This window comes from Myxococcales bacterium (genome assembly GCA_016716835.1).
GTDB lineage: Bacteria > Myxococcota_A > Polyangia > Haliangiales > Haliangiaceae > JADJUW01.
This window is the reverse complement of sequence record JADJUW010000001.1, coordinates 1,879,656-1,899,819: the sequence shown is the minus strand read 5'-3', so window position 1 is coordinate 1,899,819 and position 20,164 is coordinate 1,879,656. Positions and strand designations below refer to the sequence as shown.

Sequence of the window (20,164 nt, the reverse complement as noted above, 5' to 3'; positions counted from 1 at the left end):
CACATGAGCAATAAAATCTGTCCCTGGGTAAGCAGCCGCGTGGTTACTACCGCCGCCGGTGTGGCCATTTTGGCCATGACGGCCGCCGCCGGGCCGGGTTGTGCCAATACAAACTCCGAAGCCGATGCCATCGACGCATATATCGACGGCCTGCCCTATCTCCCGGCCGATCCGAAGTCGCCCGCGACGCCGTCTGGGGACGCGTCGACAGAGCTTGACGGCGATTACCAATGCCGCACCGAGAAGTACAGCGAGACCGGCCAATACGATCAAATCGTCGCCTATGCCGCCAACTCGGAGTCTATGTGGCCCGGCGCCTTAGTCGCCGGCGATTCGGTTTACAGCGGGCTCTTCTCGCAGGTCGTGATGGCGCGCCGTCCCATGACGGTGTCGGTCAGCCTCGCCAACCTCGATGGCGCGAAATCCGCCCGCATCGAGGCGCCATCGCTGTCGACGATGCGCGATGCGGTTGGACGCATCTTGGAGGCGGATGTGACCGGGGCGACCCCAGCCCAAATTGATTTTCAGCTCGACGAGGTCCATTCGCGCGATCAGCTCTCGATTGCGCTCGATGCCAGCGTCGATTGGGGCACGGGCTCGGTCGAGGCGGGCTTTGACTTCAACAAAGAACATGTTAAGAGCCGCTACCTGCTAAAATTCGTGCAGGCCTACTACACGATCGATATCGACGAACCGTCGACCCCTAGCGCGGTGCTGTCATCGACGGTGACGCTCGCCGACGTGGAGGCGGCCTTTACGCCGCAGAATCCACCGCTCATGGTTTCCTCGGTGACGTATGGGCGCATGGTGGTGTTCACCCTGGAGTCAGAGAAGTCGTCGACCGAAATCGCCGCGGCCCTCAGCGTTGCTTTTAACTCTGGGACACAAATTGGTGTCGATCTCACGTTGGCTCAGAAGCACGCGCTTGAGGAGAGCCGCATCCACGCCTTTGTCCTCGGTGGCAGTGGCGACAGCGCGGTGCAGGCCGTCTCAGGCATCGAGGGCATCAAGCAGTTCATCGCCGAGGGCGGCAACTACTCCAAGCAATCACCTGGGGCGCCGATCTCGTACAAGCTCAAGCATCTCAAGGACAACTCGTCGGCGCGCATGTCGGTCACGACCGACTACGACGTCAAGATCTGCGACAGGATCTCTGATCGCTATAGCGTGCGCCTGAAATCGATCACGGTGCTCGATGAGAGCGACAGCGGCAGCGGCCTCGAGCTCTACGGCTCGGCGTCGGCGACAGGTGTTGGCGCGGCGGTCACGCTGTGGAACCTCGGCGCGGGCCAGGCGGTGAAGCTCGACGAATACGACTCGTATCCGGCGACGCCTTCGCTCACGTCGTTTCTCGGCGAGGCCGCGATTAATGTCGTGCCGCAACTCGGCAACAATATCGTTATCAACGTCAACCTCAGAGAGAAGGACGGTTGGAGCGGCGATGACAACGTCAAGGGCACGCTAACCTTGCCGTTTGGCGGTGCCTCGGGCTGGTCCGGCGAATTCGACGTCATGGCGTCGGGCGGCGGCAACCTGGTTAAGGCCGTGGTCGTCCTCGCGCCGATTCTGTAAGGACCACCGCCGCGCGCTTACCACGACAGCGTTGCGAGCGCCGACATGGTTTCGTAGACAATCGGCCCGCTGCCATCGGCCGCGAGGTGAGCGCCCAGCTCGGCGACGATGCCGCGTAGCCGCGAGATGTCGGTGCTTCCCGGTCCCGAGGTGGTTGCGGGATGAAAGCCAAATACGAACGTCTTGGGCGTGGTGAGCGCCTCGCCGGGCCAATTGGCCTGCAAGATGTCCACCATCTCGGTGACCGAGACGTAGTCGACCATGATGGCGTTATCTGGCACTTCGAGAATATCGAGCGTCGGCGCGGTGGCGAGGGCGGGGTCCGCGGCGCTTGGATAATACGGTTGGCTGACGTCGTCGATCGGCCCCCAATGCTCCTCGTTCCAGCGGTAGAGTTCGCCGTTTAAAACGCCGTCCCATTCTTCCATGCGCGCCCAATTCAGCGCGCTGCTGTCGACGACATAGCCGCGGCTCGCGAGGGCGGCGATGGTCTCAGCGCCCGCCGTCCAACCGCCGGCGCGAAAGCTCGTTGGTTTGCCCAGCCCGGCGTCCTCAAAGAGCTGATCCGCCGCGTCGAGCAGCGTCGCGAACGAGGCCTGGTCGTAAGCCGCGACATTGATGGTGTAGCCCGTGGTGTCGCCGCCCGCATACACCGTTGATTGGTCGGTAATGCAGGTAAGCCCTGCGTGGGTGACGAAGTGGCAATACGGATGAATGTGCAGCGCTACCTCGTCGCCCAGCGCGGCCTGCGCCGCGAGCCACGCGGTCAGCGTGGCGACGCGCTCCGGAGCTAACTCGGGATCAGTAAACGTATATGGCCCCACGAAATGCGTGATTTTCAGCGCGGGATTCTCGGCGCGCAAGGTGTCTTGGGCCGCCAGCGTGCCATCACCTGGGTCGCTAAAATCCCAGTCGGTGGCGAGCAGCGCATAAAGCGGGTGGCTGCGATGCAGCGTCACGTCGGCGAAGGCAACGCCGCGGCCATCGGCGGCCAGGCGGAGTCGGTGCGCGCCGGGCGTGGCGTCAACGCCAAGGGCGGCCAACGAGCCCCGCAGCACGTAGACGCCTTCCGCATACGTGAGGCGCACGCCGGGCGCATCATCCAGCCAGGCGTCGACGAATTTTGTCCCCGCGGGCACCCACACGGTGACGTCGAGCTCATCGTGGCCCTCGGTTAGCGCATTGCCGATGAGGTACCACGAGCGCCCGCCGACGACGAAGCGATCATCTGGTTCGACGGTGGCCGGTGCGGCCACGGCCGGGCCGGGCGTGCCGGCGCACCCCACCCACGCCGCGCTAGCGGCTGATACGACGCAGGCAAGCAATGCGCGGCGGATGGCTGTCATACGCGTTTGTTACGAGATGTCGTGACCAGGCACAATGATAATGTTACGCGATCGCTCGCACTCGCCGCGCTCGGCGCCCTAGCGGCCACCGCGTTGGTTGCCTGCGCACCACCGGTTGGCGTGCTCGTGCGCCATCGCACACCCGCCCTCGTGGCCAGTGATCTGGGCAAGCATCGCCTGTGCCTGGAGGACCGCGATCCGGTGTCGGGCATCGAGGCGTATCAGCCCTGTCGTTCGGTTGGCTCGCGAGATTTCGTGCAATGGGCCACCGCGAGCTACGATCAAGCGGAAATGCTCGTTGCGGTCGATCGCTACGAGCGCTGGATCGATGAGCCCAAGGCACTGACGCGTTGGAATACGCTGGTGGAGCGCGCCATCGACGTCTACGGCTCACCGACGGAGGCCAGCCGCGAGCGCGCGACTTCATGGCAGCTGGTGCCGCCGAGCGCGCTTTATTGGTCGGCGCATCAAGTAGGCGCGTCGGTGGTCGTGCTGGCCTATCTTACGCCAACCGCGCCACATCACGCGCACATTGTCGAGGTGGTCGGCTTTGACGCACGCACTAAAATTGCGCGGCCACGCCAGCGGTGATCGTATTCCATGAGTCCGTCCGCGTCGCCGCCGTGGCGCCATGGCCGCGTGTGGAGTCAGGCGCCGCGCCACTCCAATTGCTGGTGCGGCGGCTAAGCCCGTACCGTCCAAACAGTTGCATGCGCGCGAGCTGATAAGTGCCGCCCACGTGGAGGTCAAATCCACCTGCGCTCGCGAACAAGCCGTCTTCGAGCCCTGCGGTCTGGCGACGCGAGCCAGCCAAGAGCAGCCCGGCGCCAAGCTCGGCGCCAATAACCTCGGTTAGGTGTGGCAGCCGTGCGGTCGCTGCGAGCACGGCGCCAGAGAAAATCTCGGTGGGGAGCTTGGCGAGATTGGCTTGCAAGTCTTCAACATTGCTGATGGAGAATTTCTCAAAACGAAAGCCAAGCTGCGCCCCGAGGACAAACTTGCCGGCAACAGTCTCTGCCGTGGCCGCCGCCGTTATGGTGTGCATGGAAAACGGAATGTTGACGGTCGTGGTGCCATCGCTGAAGGCAACGCCCGGGGCGGCGCGGGCAAGCGCGTAGTCAAGCCGCGCGCCGACCGCGAGCTTATCGCTGGTGGCATAGCGCCCGGCGGCCCCGGCGCCCACCGCGATCGCCGAGCTGCCAAGGCTATACGCCGCAAGCGTCCCGGTGCCATTTGAGCTAAAGGCGGAGCTCAGCGACGCAAACCCAAGGCCCGCGTTTGCGTCGAAGGCAAGCGCGCCCTTGCGCGGCAAGAGGCGACGCAGACGCGACGGCGGGGGCTCGCTGCACGCATCATAGTCCTCGATGCTCTCGGCGGCGTCTTCGCAGGCCTCTCGCGACCATGGGGCCGCTTCGTCGCGCTCGGACTCAGCGCCGTCGCCACCATCGCCACCCGAGTCATCGGCGGCGTCACGGCGCATGCGTGGCGGGGCGTCCGGCACCACATCGGCGCCGACGCGATCGGATTTTTGAGTCCACCCCGAATCGCGGCCGCGGTCGACAGACGGTCGCCGCCGCGTATTGCGGGGCACGACGTCGCCATCGACGCTCGAGCGCGTAATCCAGCCGACGATGCGGTCTTTGCCGGGCGCCCTGACCTTGAGCCAGCGCCCGCTGCGCCCGAGCACGGTCAACTCGTCGTCGGCTGCGACCTCGCCTACGACCTTCGACGACTCGCCTGGTTTTTCATGCAGCTTGGCGGCCTGGTTGGCAGTCACGCGATCGGCGGCCGCGGCGCCGGGCCATGCGGCCACGACCAGGACCATTACCAACAGGCCGAGCGCCGTCGCCATTAATCGCCTGGGAAACTGGCACGCCACATGTCCAGTGTAGCGCGGCAGCCATTGCCGGCGCTACCTCGTGCCTTGAGATGTCGCGGCGATAGGCGAGTTGTGCGGATTCTTTGCCCCATTCATCCCACACTTGCGTATACTTTCGCGTGGGCGTGCCGGGATGCTAAATCGTCAATCCGTAACCATTGCGCGCTATGCGGTCCAGTTTGATGCGCCCGACTCGGTCAACTACGTCCGCAAGGTCGATGGCGGCTTTGTCGACGCCACCCAAGGCGCCGATGCCTCGAGCCACTCGCTGCTCGGCATGAAGCAGCTCACCGGTGTCGACGTCAAGCCCATAGATCTAACGTTCGGTGCGGCGAGCGCCAAGGGCCTCATTGCGTGGATTCAAGCCTCGTGGCTCGCCCGCACCAGCCTGCCGCGCAATGGCCACATCTTGTACGCCGACAACAACTTTAATGTCATCTTTGAACACCGCTTCTACGATGCGCTGATCCAAGAAACCACGTTTCCCGCGCTCGATACCAGCTCCAAAGAGGCCAACTACATCAAGGTGAAGCTGCAACCGCGCGACACCGAGTTCTTGCGCACGCCCACCGTCACCGCGCTGCATCCCTCGGCGCCGAAAAATCAGTCCGAATTTCGGACGAACCAATTTCGCTTCGGCATCGATGGCATGGCGCTGTCGCACGTCTACAAGATCTCCGAGTTCAGCATCAAGCAGCAGGTCAAGGCCTTCCGCTATGGCAGCGAGCGCCTCGCCGAGTTCACGCCGACCAAGCTCGAGTTTCCCGATCTGCGCATCAGCATGTCGCTGCAATACGCCGACCCCATCTTGGCCTGGTACGAGCACGCCATGAAGCGCGGCTTGCGCGACGACGTCAACGAACGCACCGGCTTCATTGAGCTGCTAAACCCCATGGGCAAGCCCATCTTGCGCATCGGCCTGCTCGGCATGGGCCTAAAGTCGGTGAACATTGGCTCCAGCGACGCCGGCTCTGATACCGTGCGGCGCCTTGAGTTCACCGTCTACACCACGTCGATGCTGCTCGAGCATCTATAACTCGTACGTGGGGAGCTCCGCGCAAGGGATCTCATCGTGTTTGTCAGCGAGCATCTTGCCTGCGCCAGTATCCAGGCTGACGGCGCGTATGCGCGATGGCAAGTACGAGAATATGGTCGGCCTCGATCGAGAATATGATGGCGTAGGGAAACTGCTTGACCAGCGCTGACCGGACGGTCGGTTCCGAGGGTAGGCAGCGGAAGCTCAGGGGCGATGTGGCGATGGCGCTCATGGCGTCGGCGATGCAAGCACGAAATCGCACCCCTGTCCCATCGCTATGCGAGTCGTACCAATGAGCAGTCTCTCGCAGCTCTTGCTCCGCGCTTGCGAGGAAGCGCAACTGGAAGGTCATTTATGCATAGTTGTACGTAGTCGCGCGCTAACATCTTCCCACGTAGATGCCTCGGTTCCAGAGGCACGGTGGTCCGCCAGCCGCTGCTGGGCAAGCGCTGCCCACGCAACCTGCCATGACTCGGATGCGGTGGGGGTGACGCTATCTAACAAGTCCGCCGCTAGCTCGACGCGTTCTTGCTCAGATAGCAGGAGCGCTTGCTGCCGAAGTTTCGCGAGGGGGCTCATCGGTTGATTTTATACGCAAGCCCGAGGCGTATCCATTGCAAAAGATAGGACCGCGCTACTCCCGCCGGCGGCACACAAATTGGTGGCTGCAAGCCGGGGACAAAAGTCCTATGTGCGGGGTCGTGGCCCCATTTGCCGCCCAGGCCGTTGTTCAACTGTCTGAATCAAAAGGGTTAATTGTTGGCGCGGCGTTTGCTTAGTTGAGTCGCATGCGCACAACCCCTAATTCTCGTTTGATCGCAATCACCGCCGTCTGCCTTGGCGCGTCGCTGGCGGCGGGTTGTGGCGAAACCGACGTTTGCGCCGCCGCCGCCGCGCACGTCAATACCTGCTTTGGCGAGGAGGTCTGGGACGCGGGCGCAAGCTGCGATCCATCATTGGCCGAGCAATTGCTTGCCATCCCATGTGAAGACCTAGCTCTCGGCGCCGATCGCGATAAGGGCACCGAGCTGTGTGCCGATCAAGGCGACCGCTGTTTGCCGCTCGACATCAGCCATCCCGGCTATTGGCTCGATGCCACCAACGAAGTCGCCATCGGCGGGCGGTTCGTGCCCTTGCTCGACAAGCAGTGGTACCGCGAAAAGGCTGCGCTCGCCGCATCCTACGGCGTCGACCCGTATTACTGGATGGCCTTTTCCTTGGAAGAATACGGCGGCTATCGCCTTGGTCCCGACCACACCGCAACTTCGGAAGATCGCGGCCTCGCGCACCTCGCGGTGGGGCGTAAGTTTGTGCAAGAAAATGGCGCCGCAGGCATTCTGGTTGGCGACGTGATTTACTCGGGCTTTATTTTCCAGGCCGCGATTCAATCCAAATTGAAACAAGCCGGCGTGCCGAAGCAAGACGCGATAGGCTTTAATGGCGAAGAGTTCTCGGCCTATTTTTGCCACCAGCAAACCTCGGTCTGCACCCAAGACGTATTGGATCGGCAGTCGTTTATCATGCTCAAGGCCTTCCAAGACAAGGTGCTGAAAGACGAGAAGCGCGTCTATTGGTGGGAAAACGACACCCGCGAAGGGTACGAAGGCAAGAAACGACTGCGTTACCGAGCCCGCACCACCGATGAGCCAACAAGCGTTGGCTACGGTATGCAAGGCGTACACGGCTATGGCAACCTGCCATACCTGTACCGCTCCGGGGAATACGGCGAGGGCACGCTGGTTAGGTACGTCGCGAGTACCCAGACCTTGGTGCCAGCTTATGCCGGCAACTCGGGCATTACCGGCGCCAACCACCCCATCTACGGCATGACGCTGCTGCACTACATTAACGTGTTTGCCGCAGACGAGCGCTTTGACGACTTGATCCCAGCGGACGCCGCCACGCCAATAAAAACGCGCGTGCTTGAAAGCGTCGCGACGGGCAGCGGCCTCTACGGCGTTCAGCCCGAATCGGCGCCGACCGACGATTAGTTGAGGGGGGCTCCGGTGGGGACAACCGACCCCAAATGGGGCGGCATGGGATTTGCTTTAATCTCTTCCTATGCAACACCATGTGCGAATGGCGGCCGCGATTTCCTTAGGCGTGGCTATGGCGCTGGCGGGGCCTGCCGCGGCGAGGCCTGCGAACACGACGAAGGCCACCAAGCCGACCAAGGCGGCTCATCGCGCGGCCATCGACATGGGCTCGTCCTCGTTCAAGATGCTGGTCACCGACAAACGCGGCGCAGTCGTCCATGATGAAAAAATCACGGTCGGCCTGGGGGCTGGCGCGGCGCAACACGCCTTGCTGTTGGCACCCAAGACCAAGCTCGCTAAAGAAACCCTCGCCCGATTTATCGACATCGCGGCGAAATTTGGCATCGCGCCCGAACAAATCGCCGTCATCGCCACGGCGGCGGTCCGCAATGCCAAAGGCCCGCAAAGCGCCGCGACCCGCAAGCAGCAGATGCTCACCGGGCGCACGTTCATGTCCACGCATGTCCGCGGCGAGCTCGGGCTGGTGCGCGCCAAGGTGCTGGCGGGCAGGCAGGAGGCCTTGCTCGGCTTTCAGGGCGCGCTCATCGGCCTTGGCGTCGATGACGCCACGCGGGTGGCCGTCTTAGATACCGGCGGCGGCTCGCACCAGCTCACCATTGGCACCCGCGCGCATCGAGGCCGAGGGCTCAACGCAGGTAGGCTCCAATACCGTCGCCGAACGGGTGTTCATAAATGACAACGGCATGCCGCTAACGACGATCAGCGCCTCACAGTTTGCCGCTGCCGACATCAAGCTCGCGTTGCTGGTACCGAACTTGCCAGTTGCTGACGCCAAGCTAACGGGCACGCCGTTGGCAGCGATTGGCGGCACCGCGAAATATCTCGCCGCGTACTTTGGCGCCACGCGCGTCAGCAAGCGCCAGCTCGACGACCTTCGCCACGCCTTGGGCCGCCTCGAGCAACCCGCGCGCGTCAAGGCCGTGGTCAAGGACGTGGCGGGCAAGCCGTTTGGCGCCGCCCAACTCGAGAGCCTTGGACTGCACGGGGCAGGCGATCAAGACAGCACCGTGGCCAAGCTCCCGGCCAAGATCTCGCTGCTCATGCGCCTGATGGATCTTGCCGGCGTCGACAGCCTGAGCCTCTCGCCCACCGACGCGCGCCACGCGTTAGTTAGGCCGTAGTGTCTATCGCCGGCCCGAGAATAGGCAAGGTAGTGACGCGCAGTTGAGCCCCTAAAGCCGGAGCTTCATCGCCTCATGCGGTCACAGACGAAGGCCGGCGAAATGCTCGCAGCCGCAGCTGTCTGCGATGGCGCGTCGGGGCGCTGGCCAGTTGACGCCGCGCCCGGCGCCTATTCGACGCGAGCTAACGGTGTGAGCGAGCAGCTTCGCGATAATTTTGCCATGAACTTCACTAACGTCGCCCTATTCGATCAAATGTGCAGTCGCGACGATAAAGCCCCCGCCGTGTCGCGCGCTGCCCATCTTGCTTAGATCGGTTCGCCCATGCGCCGGCCGCGGCCCCAAAAAAGGCCAGCGCCCCGGCGCGACATAGTTGAAGATCGAACACGTGGTCCTGCGACTGTATTGGCGTGTTCCCAAAAGCTCGCGCGCGGCGGGCGCGTCACAATACCATCACCAGCACGTCGTACATGGCGTGGGCGTAAACGGCGTGGGCGAGCGAGCGCCACCAAAAGATGGCGCCAAAGAGCAGCCCAGCGACGAAGCGGAACATGAAGGCGTGCAGTGAAAACGCCTCGCCGAGCGCGCCGATATGGTGGGCGGCGGCAAACAAGGCGGCGGAGCAGACGAAGGCCGCGGCAATCGCGAGTGGCTGGCGCACGCCGAAATGGCGCAGCAGGGTCGCAAGGCCAGCGAGCAGCAGCAGGCGAAACACCAGCTCCTCATGCACGCCGGCGCCGATCGCCAAGATGAGATTTTCCGCCGCCGCCGTGATCCCGAGCCCAACCGCGCCCAGCGCGAGATGAATCACCGCCGCCATCGAGCTGGCGTAGATGGCGCATTCAAGCAACAGCATGGCCATGACCCGAAAGGCAAAGGGGTGCGCGCCTCGGCGGCGCCAAAGCCAGGCGACAAACAACAACGCCACAACGAAGTGAATAGTGACGTAGAGCAGAGGATCACCGCCACACAATCGCAGGGTCAGGCGCGTGACTAGATCCGCGCCGTTCATATGCGAGGTAAAGAGCACGCCAAGCTCATAGATAAACAGCAGCGGTGCGATCAGCACCAGGCTCAGGCCGACGTCGCCTTGTCCCGTAAGCCACCCAGGCGACTTCTGCGGCCGTTGTCTAGTCTTGGCCATTGTGCAGCGCCTTAGATGGGAGCTTCAATCGCGCCGGCGAGCGCCGTCGCGGCGAGGCTCGCACGCAGTTGCTCGCTGGCGAGCCGCCCCAGCTTGGCCTGCAAGATGCTGCGCGCCGAGGCGCCAAATTCGCGCGCGCGCGCCACGTCGCCAATGGCATGGGCGGCGCGACGACACAGCCAATAGGCAAGCTCCAGGCCCTCGAGGTGCGCGGCCCTGCCGATGGCGCCCGCGACGCCGGCGAGGTGGCCTTCAACAATGGCGGCATCGGCGCGGCCGGCGAGCAGGGGATGCAGCGCCGCGAGCAACGCCCCGACGGCATGGCCAAACACGATGCCAGACGGCATGGGCATCGCGATGGCGTCCGCAAGCGCGGTACGCACGTGGTCCCGCGCCTGCGCTAGATCGATTCCAAGCTCGGCCTGGCACAGCGCCAACCACAGCCGTGCGCGCACGGCCTGCGCCATGTCGCCAGTGATCTTGCTTTGCGCGACCGCCGAGGCGAGACGCGCGTGCGCTGTGGGTTGATCGTTTTGCAGATATGAGATTTCGCCGAAGGCCAACGCAATCTCGACCAGGCCGCGATGAAATTGAATCTGTTCGCAAAGGCGCGTGCCGCGCTCGAGACATTTTTCGGCGCGCTCAAAATCGCCGAGCCGGGCATAGGCTTGGCCGAGGTTATTGAGTTCAACCGCCATGCCAAAGCGATTGCCCAGGCTCTGGTCGATGCGCAGCGCCAGCTTGTACTGTGCGATCGCGTCTTCGTGCTCGCCGAGCGCGCCTAGCGAAATCGCCAGATTGCACAGCGACTTGGCCTCGAGCCGCTGCTGCCCGAGGCCGCGATAAATCACCACCGCTTCGGCAAATTGCTCGCTCGCGCGCTCCAGCTCACCGCGCTGCGAGAGAATCATCCCGAGCCCATTGAGGATGGCACCTCGCTGCGCCATCGTCGCGGCAGCGCGTGGCGTCCCGTCGGTTCCCCCTTTAGCGCCATCGCATAGCGCGAGCGCGGCCTCGGCGAGTGCTTGCGCCTTGGTGAGGTCGCCGGTGGCGCGGTGCACGGCGGCCGACAACCGCATCGCGTCGGCGCGAAGCAACGCCAAGCCGCCGGCTTCGGCGGCGGCGAGTGCCGCGGCCAGCGCGCGCGCGGCCTTGCCGTAGCGATGCACGTCGAAATAAAATTGCGCGACTGCGGTGTGCGCCATCGCCAGCTTGTCGGCGTGACCCAAGAGCTCTGCCTCGCGCACCATGGCCCCAAGCTCGCGCAGCTGATCCTTAATTTGCCCCACCCGGCGCAGGCTTTCCTGGCGGCCCTTGTGCGCCAAAAATCGCACCTCGTGATGCCCCTGGTCGGCAAGGCGCAGCATGCGGCCGTAAAGGCGCTGCGCATCGATGTTGCCGCCCATGTGCAGCGCATGGCTGGCCGCCTGGGCATAGCGTTGCACGGCGCCGACATAGTCTCCCGCTAGCTCAAGGTGACGCGCGATCACGCCATCGTCTTGGCCAGCGCGATACGCGGCCTGCATGAGGAGAAAGCTGGCGGCCTGGCGATGAAACCGCGCGCGTTGCTCGGGCGGGATGAGGCCATACGCGACCGACATCACCATGTCGTTGACGAAGCGCAGCTCGCCCGCATGGCTGCGCTTGGTCAAGAGCCCATGCTCGACGAGCACCGTTAGATCCGCCTCGGCCGCGCGCCCGGTGATCGCGGCGACGGTGCCCGCCTCGACGTTGCGGCCCAAGATCGCGCTCGCAAATAGCGTTTCGCGCACCGCGGCGTCGAGCCCATCAAAGCGCGCCGCCAGCAGCGTTTCGATGGAGCTCGGCATCGGCACCTGCGTGCCGCGCTTAACCCACGCCAGCCGGCCGGTGGTGCTGTCGCTGCCGGCGGTGGTCGTGTGCGCGAGCACGCCCTGCTGGGTGAGGGCCTCGATTGATTCGCGAATAAAATACGGATTACCGCCGGTGCGCGCAAAGACCTCGCCCGCGAGCCGCGAAATGTCTTCGCCGGGCGTGAAGAACTCGTCGAGATAGGCGCGGCGTTGCGCATCGTCGAGCTCGCCCAAATGGATGATCTGCGAGTGATTGTTGGCATTGCGCAGCGCCTGCGTGATGCGCTGGTCGGCGCGCGCGGTGCCGATGCCGAAGACCTGGCGCTGGGTGTGTACTGCCAGCAGCGCGGCAAACATGTCGAGCGTCTCCTGGTCTGCCCAATGCATGTCCTCCAAGATGACGATGAGAGGCCGCTCGGGCTGGAACTGCTGTTCGACGCGCAGCAGGAGCTGAAATAGGCGATGCCGGCGCTCTTGCGCATCAATGCCGAGCTCGTCGCTGGGGGCAGACGGCAACGCGCCACCGACGAGCATCGCCAGCATCTGCGCGCTGCCGCGGGCCTCGCGCGATTGCTCTTGGCCGGCGAATACCAGTGGCACCGCGCGCTCAATGCGGCGCACCACCTCGGCCGAACTGGCGCCATCGGCGAGCGCCAAGAATTCCCGCGCCAGGTCAGCAAAGAGCCCATACGGCGTCATCGAGGTCGACGGCTGCGCGCCGGCGCGGATGATCGTGGCTTCATTGGGCGCGAGCGTGGCGAGGAAGGCATTGACCAGCGTGCGCTTGCCGATGCCGGTCTCGCCGACCACGCCCACCATGCGTTTCTGCCGCGAAATCAGCACGTCGCGGTAGGTGTCGCGCAGGCTCTTGAGTTCCATCTCGCGCCCCACCATGCGCGCGCCGGCGCTGCGTTGGCGTTGCCGTTCGGCGCGCTCTTTGCGGCCGCGCAGCAAATAAACGCGGGCGGTCTGGCCCTCGCCAAGCTCGCGCGGCAGCGGCGCGGTGGCGAGCGGCTCGAACAACCACTCATCGCGTGCGCTTTGGTAGGCAAGCCCGCCGACCACGATCTCAGCGCCGTGGGCGCGATCGGCGAGCGAGCCGGCAAACGAGCTGGTGGTGCCGTCGAGCTCGAAGCGCCAGCTCAGCTCGCTGCGAATCACCGTCGCGTTGCCGCGTTGCACGCCCACCGCCAGCCGCAGCTCGGGCATGTTTTCGATCGCGATGCCGTCGAGCGCATCGACCAGGGCCAGCGCCAGGCGCATGGCCCGCCCGGGGTCGTCTTCGCTTGCGACCGGGACGCCGACCACGGCACGCAACATGAAGCGCCCGTCGACGAAGCCGGCCTGATCGATCATCGCCTCATGCTTGAAAACGATATCCTTGGCGGTGGTGACGAATTGCTCAACAAATCGGCCCGCGCGCTCGGCGCCGACGCGTTGGGCAAACGCCGCAAAATCCGGCAGCCGCCCTCGACGACGAACACGTGCTTACGCTCGCGCGATTCGCGGCGCAGCGAGGCGCCCTCCATGCCGAGCGAGCCGGTGGCGTCATGCGTGCCGCCGGCGGGGGGCAGCGGGCCGGCGTCCATCGGGGGCATACCCGAGGTGCGGCGCCGGGGCAGCGGGGCCTCGCGTGCCACGTCGGGTTTTGGAATGATGCGCGCGAGGTAGGCCGCGAGCGTCGTCGATTCAATGAGCTCCCCGGTGTGACGGCTATGTTCGAGCGCAAAGCGCCGCAAATCCGCGCCCATCTCGCGCGCGGCTTGGTAACGCCCATCGGGGCGCTGATGGACCGCGCGCAGCAAGATGTCCTGCAGCGCGGTCGGAATGCTCGGATTGGCCTCGCCGGGCGGGCGAAAGGTCGCGGTCTTGACCTGCTGCAGCACCTGGCGGCCGCGGCCGGGGTACATCGGGCGTCCGGTCAGCATCTCGTAGAGGCAGATGCCGTTGGCAAATACGTCGGTGCGCACATCGACCATCTCGCCGCGCGCCTGCTCCGGCGACATATACGCGTACTTGCCTTTCACCGTGCCTGGCTCTTCGTGCATGTCGCGTGCCCGCGCGATGCCGAAGTCGACGATCTTCACCCCGCCGTCCCACGACAGCAGAATATTTTGCGGCGAGATGTCGCGGTGGACGATGCCAAAGGGTTCGTTGTTGTCGCCGACGCGCCGGTGCGCATAGTCCAGGCCCTTGCTGATCTGCTCGGCAATATAGGCGGCGATGTTGGCGGGGATGGTTTGCTTGTGCGCGGCGCACGCCTGCATCAGCTTGAGCAAGTCGATGCCGTCGACAAACTCCATCGCGAGAAAGTAGGTGTCGCCCTCTTTACCAAAGTCAAACACTTGAATGACGTTGGGGTGATTGAGGCGCAGGGCGATGCGCGCCTCGTCGATGAACATGGCAACGAACTGCGGCGATTGCGCGTACGTCGGGTGAATCTTTTTAATGACCAGCTCTTTGGCCAGGCCCTGTGCCACCGCGGTGCGCGCTAAAAACACCTCGGCCATGCCACCGCTGCCAATCTTGCGCAGCAGCGAATATTTGCCAAAGGTCTCCATAAAATGCGGGCGCGGCGTTACAGCGGTGTGATCACGAGATTGTCAAAGCGAGTCGGAGCTTGCCAGTTGCCAAACCCAAAATATTCATGGCCCGCGCCGGCGAGCGGGGCGGCGTCGACAAAGCGCAAAAAGGGCTCGGGCGCGGCGTCCAAAAACCACGAGATCGTGGCGCCGACGCGCTCGATGGTGAACTTGTAGGGCACCCCTGGCGCCACCTTGACGTCGGCGCGCTGGGCGAGTTGCCCGCCGTGCTCGTCGCCTTTGGCGATCATCGAATTGCTGTTATTCCAGCCGCCAAAGATGACGACGTAGCCGGTCGAGGTATAGGCGCCGCCATCCTCGTCAAAGGCAAGGCCATCGCCAAACAGCTCGACCTTGATGTCGGCCGCCGCGGTTTCAGCCGTCGCGGTAAACGCGATGCGGACGTCGCGCGGTAGCTTTTTGCGCAGCCACAGCGGATGATTTTGCGCGCCCCTGGCCACCAGCGCGCCGCCGGATACCGCGAACCCGCCACCGCTCTGAAAGTAGTCGCTGCCAATGGAGGCGCGGTCGAAGGTATCGGTCCACTCGGTCGCAATCGGCGGTGGGTCTTTTACGCGGCAGCCAGTGGCCGTGCTGACCACGCCGCACGCGATGGCGATGCCACCAAGTGCACAGGCAGGCGCGGCACCACAAGCGATGAAACCCACGCGTGAATCGTACTCGGATCGGGCGCCATTCTGCAGCTCTCAATCAATGATTCCGATCTGTTAGCGCGGGCCGCGGGCGAGGGCGAGGCGTAGGTGCTTGTAGCCGATCCCGAGATCGCACGGTAATGCCGAAAAGCTAAGTGATCTCGGTAACTAGCAAGGTGTCAGAGGGGGCGCTTAGAGTTGGATCATCGTGGCAACTACACAGGGCAGTTTGTTTGATGGAGTGTCGGCACCGGTGCCGGCGGTTGCCGCACCGCGGTTTGTGCCCACGGCGACAGGCAGCGGCCCGGTCACAGGAGCAGAGATGGGCGAGGCGGCAGCGCAACAAAACGTCATCGTGTTCGACGTCGAGACCACCGGCACCGATCGCAAGCGCGATCAAATTATCGAGCTTTGCATGCAGTTCGGTATGGACGGCGAGGGCGGCCAAAAAACCTGGCGCTTTTTGCCGACGGTCGAGATGTCGCCCGGCGCGCAAGCCGTGCACGGCATTTCGATGGCCGATCTAAAAGACTGTCCTCCGTTTGCCGCGGTGGTCGATGAGATCCTGCAGGTGTTTGCGCAGGCGGGCGTCATCGTCGGCTACAACGTCGCCTTTGATATCGACATGTTTCAGAGCGAGCTCGAGCGCGCGGGGCGACCGCCGCTCGATATCTCCACCAAGCTCGTCGTCGATCCATTTCGCCTATGGCAACAGTGCGAGCCGCGCAGCTTGCAGCATGCGCACAAACGCTTTGTCGGCACCGCGTTCGAATCGGCGCACTCGGCAACCGCCGACGTCGCGGCTACCGGTCGGGTACTCAGCGGCATGTTGGCGGCGTTTGGGCTGCAGGAAAAGGGCTGGGAGGAAGTCGCCGATGTGTGCGATCCAACCCGTCAGCGCTGCATCGGGCCTAGCCGCCACTTTATGTGGAACGAGCAGGGCGTGGTGACCATTGCCTTTGGTAAACACGCGGGCACCCCCGTCGCGTCCATGGTGAAGGGCGAGGGAGCCGGGTACTTGCGCTGGGTTCAAGGTCGCGATTTTCCAGGGCATGTGGTCGATATCGCTGAGGCGGCCTTAGCGATGAGCGCAGACGCCTTTGTCGACTGGGTGGTGGCGCGCTACGGCCCGCCGCCAACTGTTTGAAATTCATTGCAGATTGGGTGGAGGCATGATACCCGGGCGCGATGTCTGCCGCCGCAACCGAGTCCACGCCCGCGCAGGTAGATCTGCGCGCGCTGACCTTGGATGAAACCGCGGCGCTGGTCTCGGGCCGGCTAGGCTGGCCAGCGTTTCGCGCCGGGCAGATTTGGCAATGGGTGCACGGCCGCGGCGTCACCTCGATCGAGCAAATGACCAACCTCAGCAAGGTTGCGCGCGATCAGCTCGCCGCCGTGGCGACGCTGGGCACGCTGCGCGTCGACATCGTGCAGACCTCGCGCGACGGCACGCGCAAGCTGAGGCTGGTCACGAGCGATGGTCAATTCATCGAGTCGGTGCTCATTCCCGACGGCGACAAGACCACGCAATGCATCTCGTCGCAGGTCGGTTGCGCCATGGATTGTCAGTTCTGCGCCACCGCGAAGATGGGCCTGATTCGCAACCTCAGTGCCGGCGAGATCGTCGACCAAGTGTATCGCGCGCGGGCCTTGCTCGCCGAGGTCGAGCCGGGCCGGCGGATCTCGAACATCGTTTATATGGGCATGGGCGAGCCGCTGCACAATTACGATCAGGTGCTGAAGTCGCTCGAGATTTTGCATCACGACTTAGGCGCCGGACTCTCGTATCGCCGCATGACGGTGTCGACCTCGGGCTTGGTGCCGCGCATCGAGAAGCTGGGGCAAGAGGGCGCCATTCGGCCAAATCTGGCGATCTCGCTCAACGCGTCTGACAACGACACGCGCGACGAGGTGATGCCGGTCAACAAGAAATACAAGATCGAGGCGTTGCTCGCCGCGCTGCGCGCTTATCCGCTCGAGCACCGCCGGCGCATTACGTTTGAATACGTGCTCCTCGGCGGCGTCAACGACACGTTGGCCGACGCCGCGCGCCTGGCGCAGCTCTTGCGCGGCATGCCGTGCAAGGTAAATCTCATCCCGTGGAACCCGCATCCCGGTGCGCGCTACGAAAAGCCGACCGCCGCCGCCGTCGCCGCGTTTCAGGCCGAGTGCAAGCGCCGCGGCCTGCCGACGTATTTGCGAGCAACGCGAGGCGACGACATCGACGCTGCGTGCGGTCAGCTCGCCAATCGCCAAGCCGACGGCAGCACGTTGGTGCCGTTGCGCGTCGCGCGCCGCATCGCCGCGCAGGCCTAGGCTGCCGGTCGCGATCGAGGCGGCAAGAAAAAGCGCAGCGGATGGCGCACAAAGTAGCGCAGCACGGCGCCCGGCAGCGCGGTCCATTCGCCGCGCGGCACGTCGCGAGCACGCAGCGCTACCAGCAAGGCGAGCACAAAGCTGACGCCAAAGTTGAGCAGGCCTATGCAGCCAATGCCAATCGCCGCCGCCACCCCCTGCGGCATCGTAACCCCATCAAAGCCGAGTGAGCCCACGGCCAAGGCCAAGGAGCCAGACGACAACGTGACGTGGCGAACGTCGATTGGCAACCCGACAAATTTTGCAAACACCGGCGTCATGCCAAGCAACACGCCAAGCGAGACGCTGCCGCCAAAGCCGGCGGCTTGCCGCTCCACGAAATCCGCCACGGCCTGCATGCGGCGACGGCCGACGCGACGACCCACGCGGTGGTGGGCCAGGGCCTCGGGGATGCGGCGAAACACGATCGCGTTTTCAAACCATCCGGAAAACAGGCTTGAACACCACAACAAGACGCCGGTAAATGCGGCAAACCACAGCGTACCGCTTTGCGTGGGGTGGAAGGAGGCGATGGTGTACTGGGCCGAACGGGCGTCGAGAAATGGCCGGCCCGTAAGATGCAAGTGGGCGGCATCAAAGCCAAACGCGACGATGACGACGAGCGTGATGTTGCCAACCGCCGCGGCGAACTGCGAACGGCTGATCTGGGCGATGAGTTCGACGAGGCCCGACGTGCGCGCGTGGCCGCTGGCCTCGCGCAACGTGCCGGCCAAGGCAGCCGCGGTCATCGAAGGTTGCTTGGTGGCGAGGGTGAAGCCCGCGAGCTGAATCGCAATGAAGCTCAGGGCGTAGAGCAGTGACGAGGCTACGCCGTCGATGAACGGCGGCAGCTGCGCCCACTTAATGAAAAACTTGGTGATCGCCGTGCCGGCGGTCAAAACGCCACCGCCCCCAGCGGAGGCCAGCATCTTCCAGTATTCGGTGCGGGTGGTGGTGACATAGTGCTCGCCGGTCTTGCCCGCACGCTCAATGACCTTGCGCGCGAGCAGGCGAAAGTTATCGGCAAGCAGGCTGCGAAACGAGCGCTCGCCTTGCAAGCCGCTCGTGAGCTGGCCAACCAAGCGCACAACCACCGCCTCAGAAACCGCTTGCGGGTGGGTGGCAAAGGGCAGCAACGCCTCCATACGCGCCAGGCCGCGCTCAATCGTATCGAGCGAATAGACGAGATCCACGCTGACGCCGGCGTCTTCGAGCGAGACGCCTATCTCGGCGAGTTGGCCCCGGCACGCCGCTATCTCGTCGGGTAGATCGATCAACGAAGCGCGCGCGAGGCGCAGAAAAGGCGAGGCGGAGATGCCTGCCTGAGTTACCGGCGTGCGGGCGCGAATATCTTCCGCAAGCCCCAGCGCCGCGAGGCGGGCGGCGAGCAGATACACCGCGTCGCGTGCATCGGTGCTTGGCTGCGCCATCAGCTCAAGCGCACGTGCGAGGCGAAACCACACCGGGCCCGCGATCGCGACGAGGTCCTCGAGCTCGAGATTGTCGTCATCGAGAATGCGAAAGCCGAGCGCCGCCAAGTTCTGGGCATCGGGCGGCTGCGGCAACCAACGTCGCGCCAGACGGTCGGAGGTCTCGGCAACCAGGCCGCGGTCGTTTGGCAACCCCACCTCCGCAAACAGCGAGATGGCGTTGGAGCGCGCGAGCACGGCGCCAAGACACGCCCGCGCGAGATCGCCCGCGGCAGGCAAAAGCTCTAGGCAGCGCGTCAACAGCTCAAGGCGACACAGTTGTTGGCGGCCTAGCTTGCTGCCCAGCTCGCCGGGCAAGGCCATGACATCGGTCTCCCGCACCTCAGGGCCGTCAACGATAAAGCGACCTAGCTGCTCAAGCGCCCTCAGCTGGTCGTCGGGTTCGGAGGGCGAGCTTGGGGATGCGGCCACTGGAGGCGTGGTCGGCGCACAGCCCGCGATGAGTCCGCGCACCACGGCAACCACGGGTTGGTCGCGCACGCCCATCGCGGCGGCGAATTCGCCCTGCGTTGGCAGGCCAGGCGTATGGGGAGATGGTTCGAGCATAGCGCCATCGCGCACTATGCCACAAAATCAAAGCGAGTTAGCGCTCGAGGGTTGCTAGTTCGGCCGCCGAGAAGAAGAATGAAATCTCTTGCTTAGCGGTGTCTGCGGCGTCAGAGCCGTGCGCGGCGTTGCGCTCGATGCCGTCGCCGAACTCGGCGCGAATCGTGCCCTTGTCGGCGTTCGCCGGGTTGGTGGCGCCCATGATTTCGCGGTTCTTAAGCACGGCGTTGTCGCCTTCGAGCACCTGCACGACCACGGGGCCTTCGGTCATGAATTTCACGAGGTCATTGTAAAACGGGCGCTCGCGGTGAACGGCGTAGAAAGCCTTGGCTTGCTCGGTCGACAAGCGGACCATTTTTTGGCCAACGATGCGCAGGCCACCGGCCTCAAGCTTTTGGATGATGCCGCCAATAACATTCTTGGCGACGGCGTCGGGTTTGATAATGGAGAGCGTGCGTTCTTTGGCCATGTGAATATCCTCTACTGCGGCTATTACGCCAGCAGGGCGGCTTTTGCAAGCAGGAGGCGCCGGCGGGCTCATCTGAGCGCCG

General features: G+C 64.2%; 18 protein-coding genes. 8 read left to right on the top strand and 10 right to left on the bottom strand.

What is annotated here, in order from left to right; translation table 11 throughout:
* Positions 1-3 precede the first annotated feature (3 nt).
* Entirely contained in the window at positions 4-1,572 is a 1,569-nt protein-coding gene (locus tag IPL79_08415) for a thiol-activated cytolysin family protein (GenBank protein MBK9071009.1), read from the top strand.
* A 17-nt stretch (positions 1,573-1,589) separates the two neighbouring features.
* Here IPL79_08415 and IPL79_08410 read toward each other — a convergent pair whose 3' ends face one another.
* Positions 1,590-2,918 carry a hypothetical protein gene (locus IPL79_08410; GenBank protein MBK9071008.1) on the bottom strand — a complete coding sequence of 443 codons (1,329 nt, stop codon included), beginning with the start codon at positions 2,916-2,918 and terminating at the stop codon, positions 1,590-1,592.
* Between the two features lie 21 nt (positions 2,919-2,939).
* Between IPL79_08410 and IPL79_08405 the strand changes: the two genes are divergently transcribed.
* Positions 2,940-3,509, top strand: a complete 570-nt coding sequence (locus tag IPL79_08405) for a hypothetical protein (protein MBK9071007.1) — start codon at positions 2,940-2,942, stop codon at positions 3,507-3,509.
* Here the strand turns inward: IPL79_08405 and IPL79_08400 are convergent.
* Entirely contained in the window at positions 3,481-4,770 is a 1,290-nt protein-coding gene (locus IPL79_08400; protein MBK9071006.1) for an SH3 domain-containing protein, read from the bottom strand. The two genes, IPL79_08405 and IPL79_08400, sit on opposite strands and share 29 nt — an antisense overlap.
* A 160-nt stretch (positions 4,771-4,930) precedes the next feature.
* On the opposite strand from IPL79_08400, the gene IPL79_08395 reads away from it, so the two are divergent.
* The gene (locus IPL79_08395; protein MBK9071005.1) at positions 4,931-5,833 is read left to right on the top strand and encodes a hypothetical protein; all 903 of its coding nucleotides are present in this window, start codon (positions 4,931-4,933) and stop codon (positions 5,831-5,833) included.
* A 43-nt stretch (positions 5,834-5,876) separates the two neighbouring features.
* Here IPL79_08395 and IPL79_08390 read toward each other — a convergent pair whose 3' ends face one another.
* Both IPL79_08390 and IPL79_08385 read right to left on the bottom strand, forming a co-directional pair.
* Positions 5,877-6,185, bottom strand: coding sequence for a type II toxin-antitoxin system RelE/ParE family toxin (locus IPL79_08390; protein MBK9071004.1), 309 nt, complete (start codon positions 6,183-6,185; stop codon positions 5,877-5,879).
* A complete protein-coding gene (locus IPL79_08385; protein ID MBK9071003.1) occupies positions 6,182-6,412 on the bottom strand; it encodes an addiction module protein in 231 nt (76 codons plus the stop codon). The genes IPL79_08390 and IPL79_08385 overlap by 4 nt, the downstream gene beginning before the upstream one ends.
* 209 nt (positions 6,413-6,621) lie before the next feature.
* Between IPL79_08385 and IPL79_08380 the strand changes: the two genes are divergently transcribed.
* From IPL79_08380 to IPL79_08370, 3 genes are all read left to right on the top strand, one after another.
* Entirely contained in the window at positions 6,622-7,824 is a 1,203-nt protein-coding gene (locus IPL79_08380) for a hypothetical protein (GenBank protein ID MBK9071002.1), read from the top strand.
* 88 nt (positions 7,825-7,912) lie between these two features.
* Positions 7,913-8,566, top strand: a complete 654-nt coding sequence (locus IPL79_08375; GenBank protein ID MBK9071001.1) for a hypothetical protein — start codon at positions 7,913-7,915, stop codon at positions 8,564-8,566.
* A gap of 7 nt (positions 8,567-8,573) precedes the next feature.
* Positions 8,574-9,011, top strand: a complete 438-nt coding sequence (locus IPL79_08370; protein MBK9071000.1) for a hypothetical protein — start codon at positions 8,574-8,576, stop codon at positions 9,009-9,011.
* Positions 9,012-9,453: 442 nt separating this feature from the next.
* Here IPL79_08370 and IPL79_08365 read toward each other — a convergent pair whose 3' ends face one another.
* Genes IPL79_08365 through IPL79_08350 form a run of 4 tightly spaced genes read right to left on the bottom strand, consistent with a single transcriptional unit; the run spans position 9,454 to position 15,237 of the window.
* Complete coding sequence (locus IPL79_08365; GenBank protein ID MBK9070999.1) at positions 9,454-10,155, bottom strand: CPBP family intramembrane metalloprotease; 702 nt, start codon at positions 10,153-10,155, stop codon at positions 9,454-9,456.
* 11 nt (positions 10,156-10,166) lie between these two features.
* Positions 10,167-13,343, bottom strand: a complete 3,177-nt coding sequence (locus IPL79_08360; GenBank protein ID MBK9070998.1) for an AAA family ATPase — start codon at positions 13,341-13,343, stop codon at positions 10,167-10,169.
* Positions 13,340-14,548: a serine/threonine protein kinase gene (locus IPL79_08355; GenBank protein ID MBK9070997.1), complete on the bottom strand. Its 1,209-nt coding sequence runs from the start codon at positions 14,546-14,548 to the stop codon at positions 13,340-13,342. The genes IPL79_08360 and IPL79_08355 overlap by 4 nt, the downstream gene beginning before the upstream one ends.
* Positions 14,549-14,565: 17 nt before the next feature.
* On the bottom strand, positions 14,566-15,237 hold the full coding sequence (locus IPL79_08350; GenBank protein MBK9070996.1) for a hypothetical protein: 672 nt from the start codon (positions 15,235-15,237) through the stop codon (positions 14,566-14,568).
* 193 nt (positions 15,238-15,430) lie between these two features.
* Between IPL79_08350 and IPL79_08345 the strand changes: the two genes are divergently transcribed.
* Together IPL79_08345 and rlmN are read left to right on the top strand one after the other, a co-directional pair.
* A complete protein-coding gene (locus IPL79_08345; protein MBK9070995.1) occupies positions 15,431-16,369 on the top strand; it encodes a 3'-5' exonuclease in 939 nt (312 codons plus the stop codon).
* Positions 16,370-16,410: 41 nt separating this feature from the next.
* Positions 16,411-17,538, top strand: coding sequence for a 23S rRNA (adenine(2503)-C(2))-methyltransferase RlmN (rlmN, locus tag IPL79_08340; protein ID MBK9070994.1), 1,128 nt, complete (start codon positions 16,411-16,413; stop codon positions 17,536-17,538).
* Here the strand turns inward: rlmN and IPL79_08335 are convergent.
* Positions 17,535-19,613 carry a gliding motility protein gene (locus IPL79_08335; protein MBK9070993.1) on the bottom strand — a complete coding sequence of 693 codons (2,079 nt, stop codon included), beginning with the start codon at positions 19,611-19,613 and terminating at the stop codon, positions 17,535-17,537. The two genes, rlmN and IPL79_08335, sit on opposite strands and share 4 nt — an antisense overlap.
* Positions 19,614-19,650: 37 nt before the next feature.
* Positions 19,651-20,082 carry a nucleoside-diphosphate kinase gene (gene ndk / locus IPL79_08330; GenBank protein ID MBK9070992.1) on the bottom strand — a complete coding sequence of 144 codons (432 nt, stop codon included), beginning with the start codon at positions 20,080-20,082 and terminating at the stop codon, positions 19,651-19,653.
* Positions 20,083-20,164 lie beyond the last annotated feature (82 nt).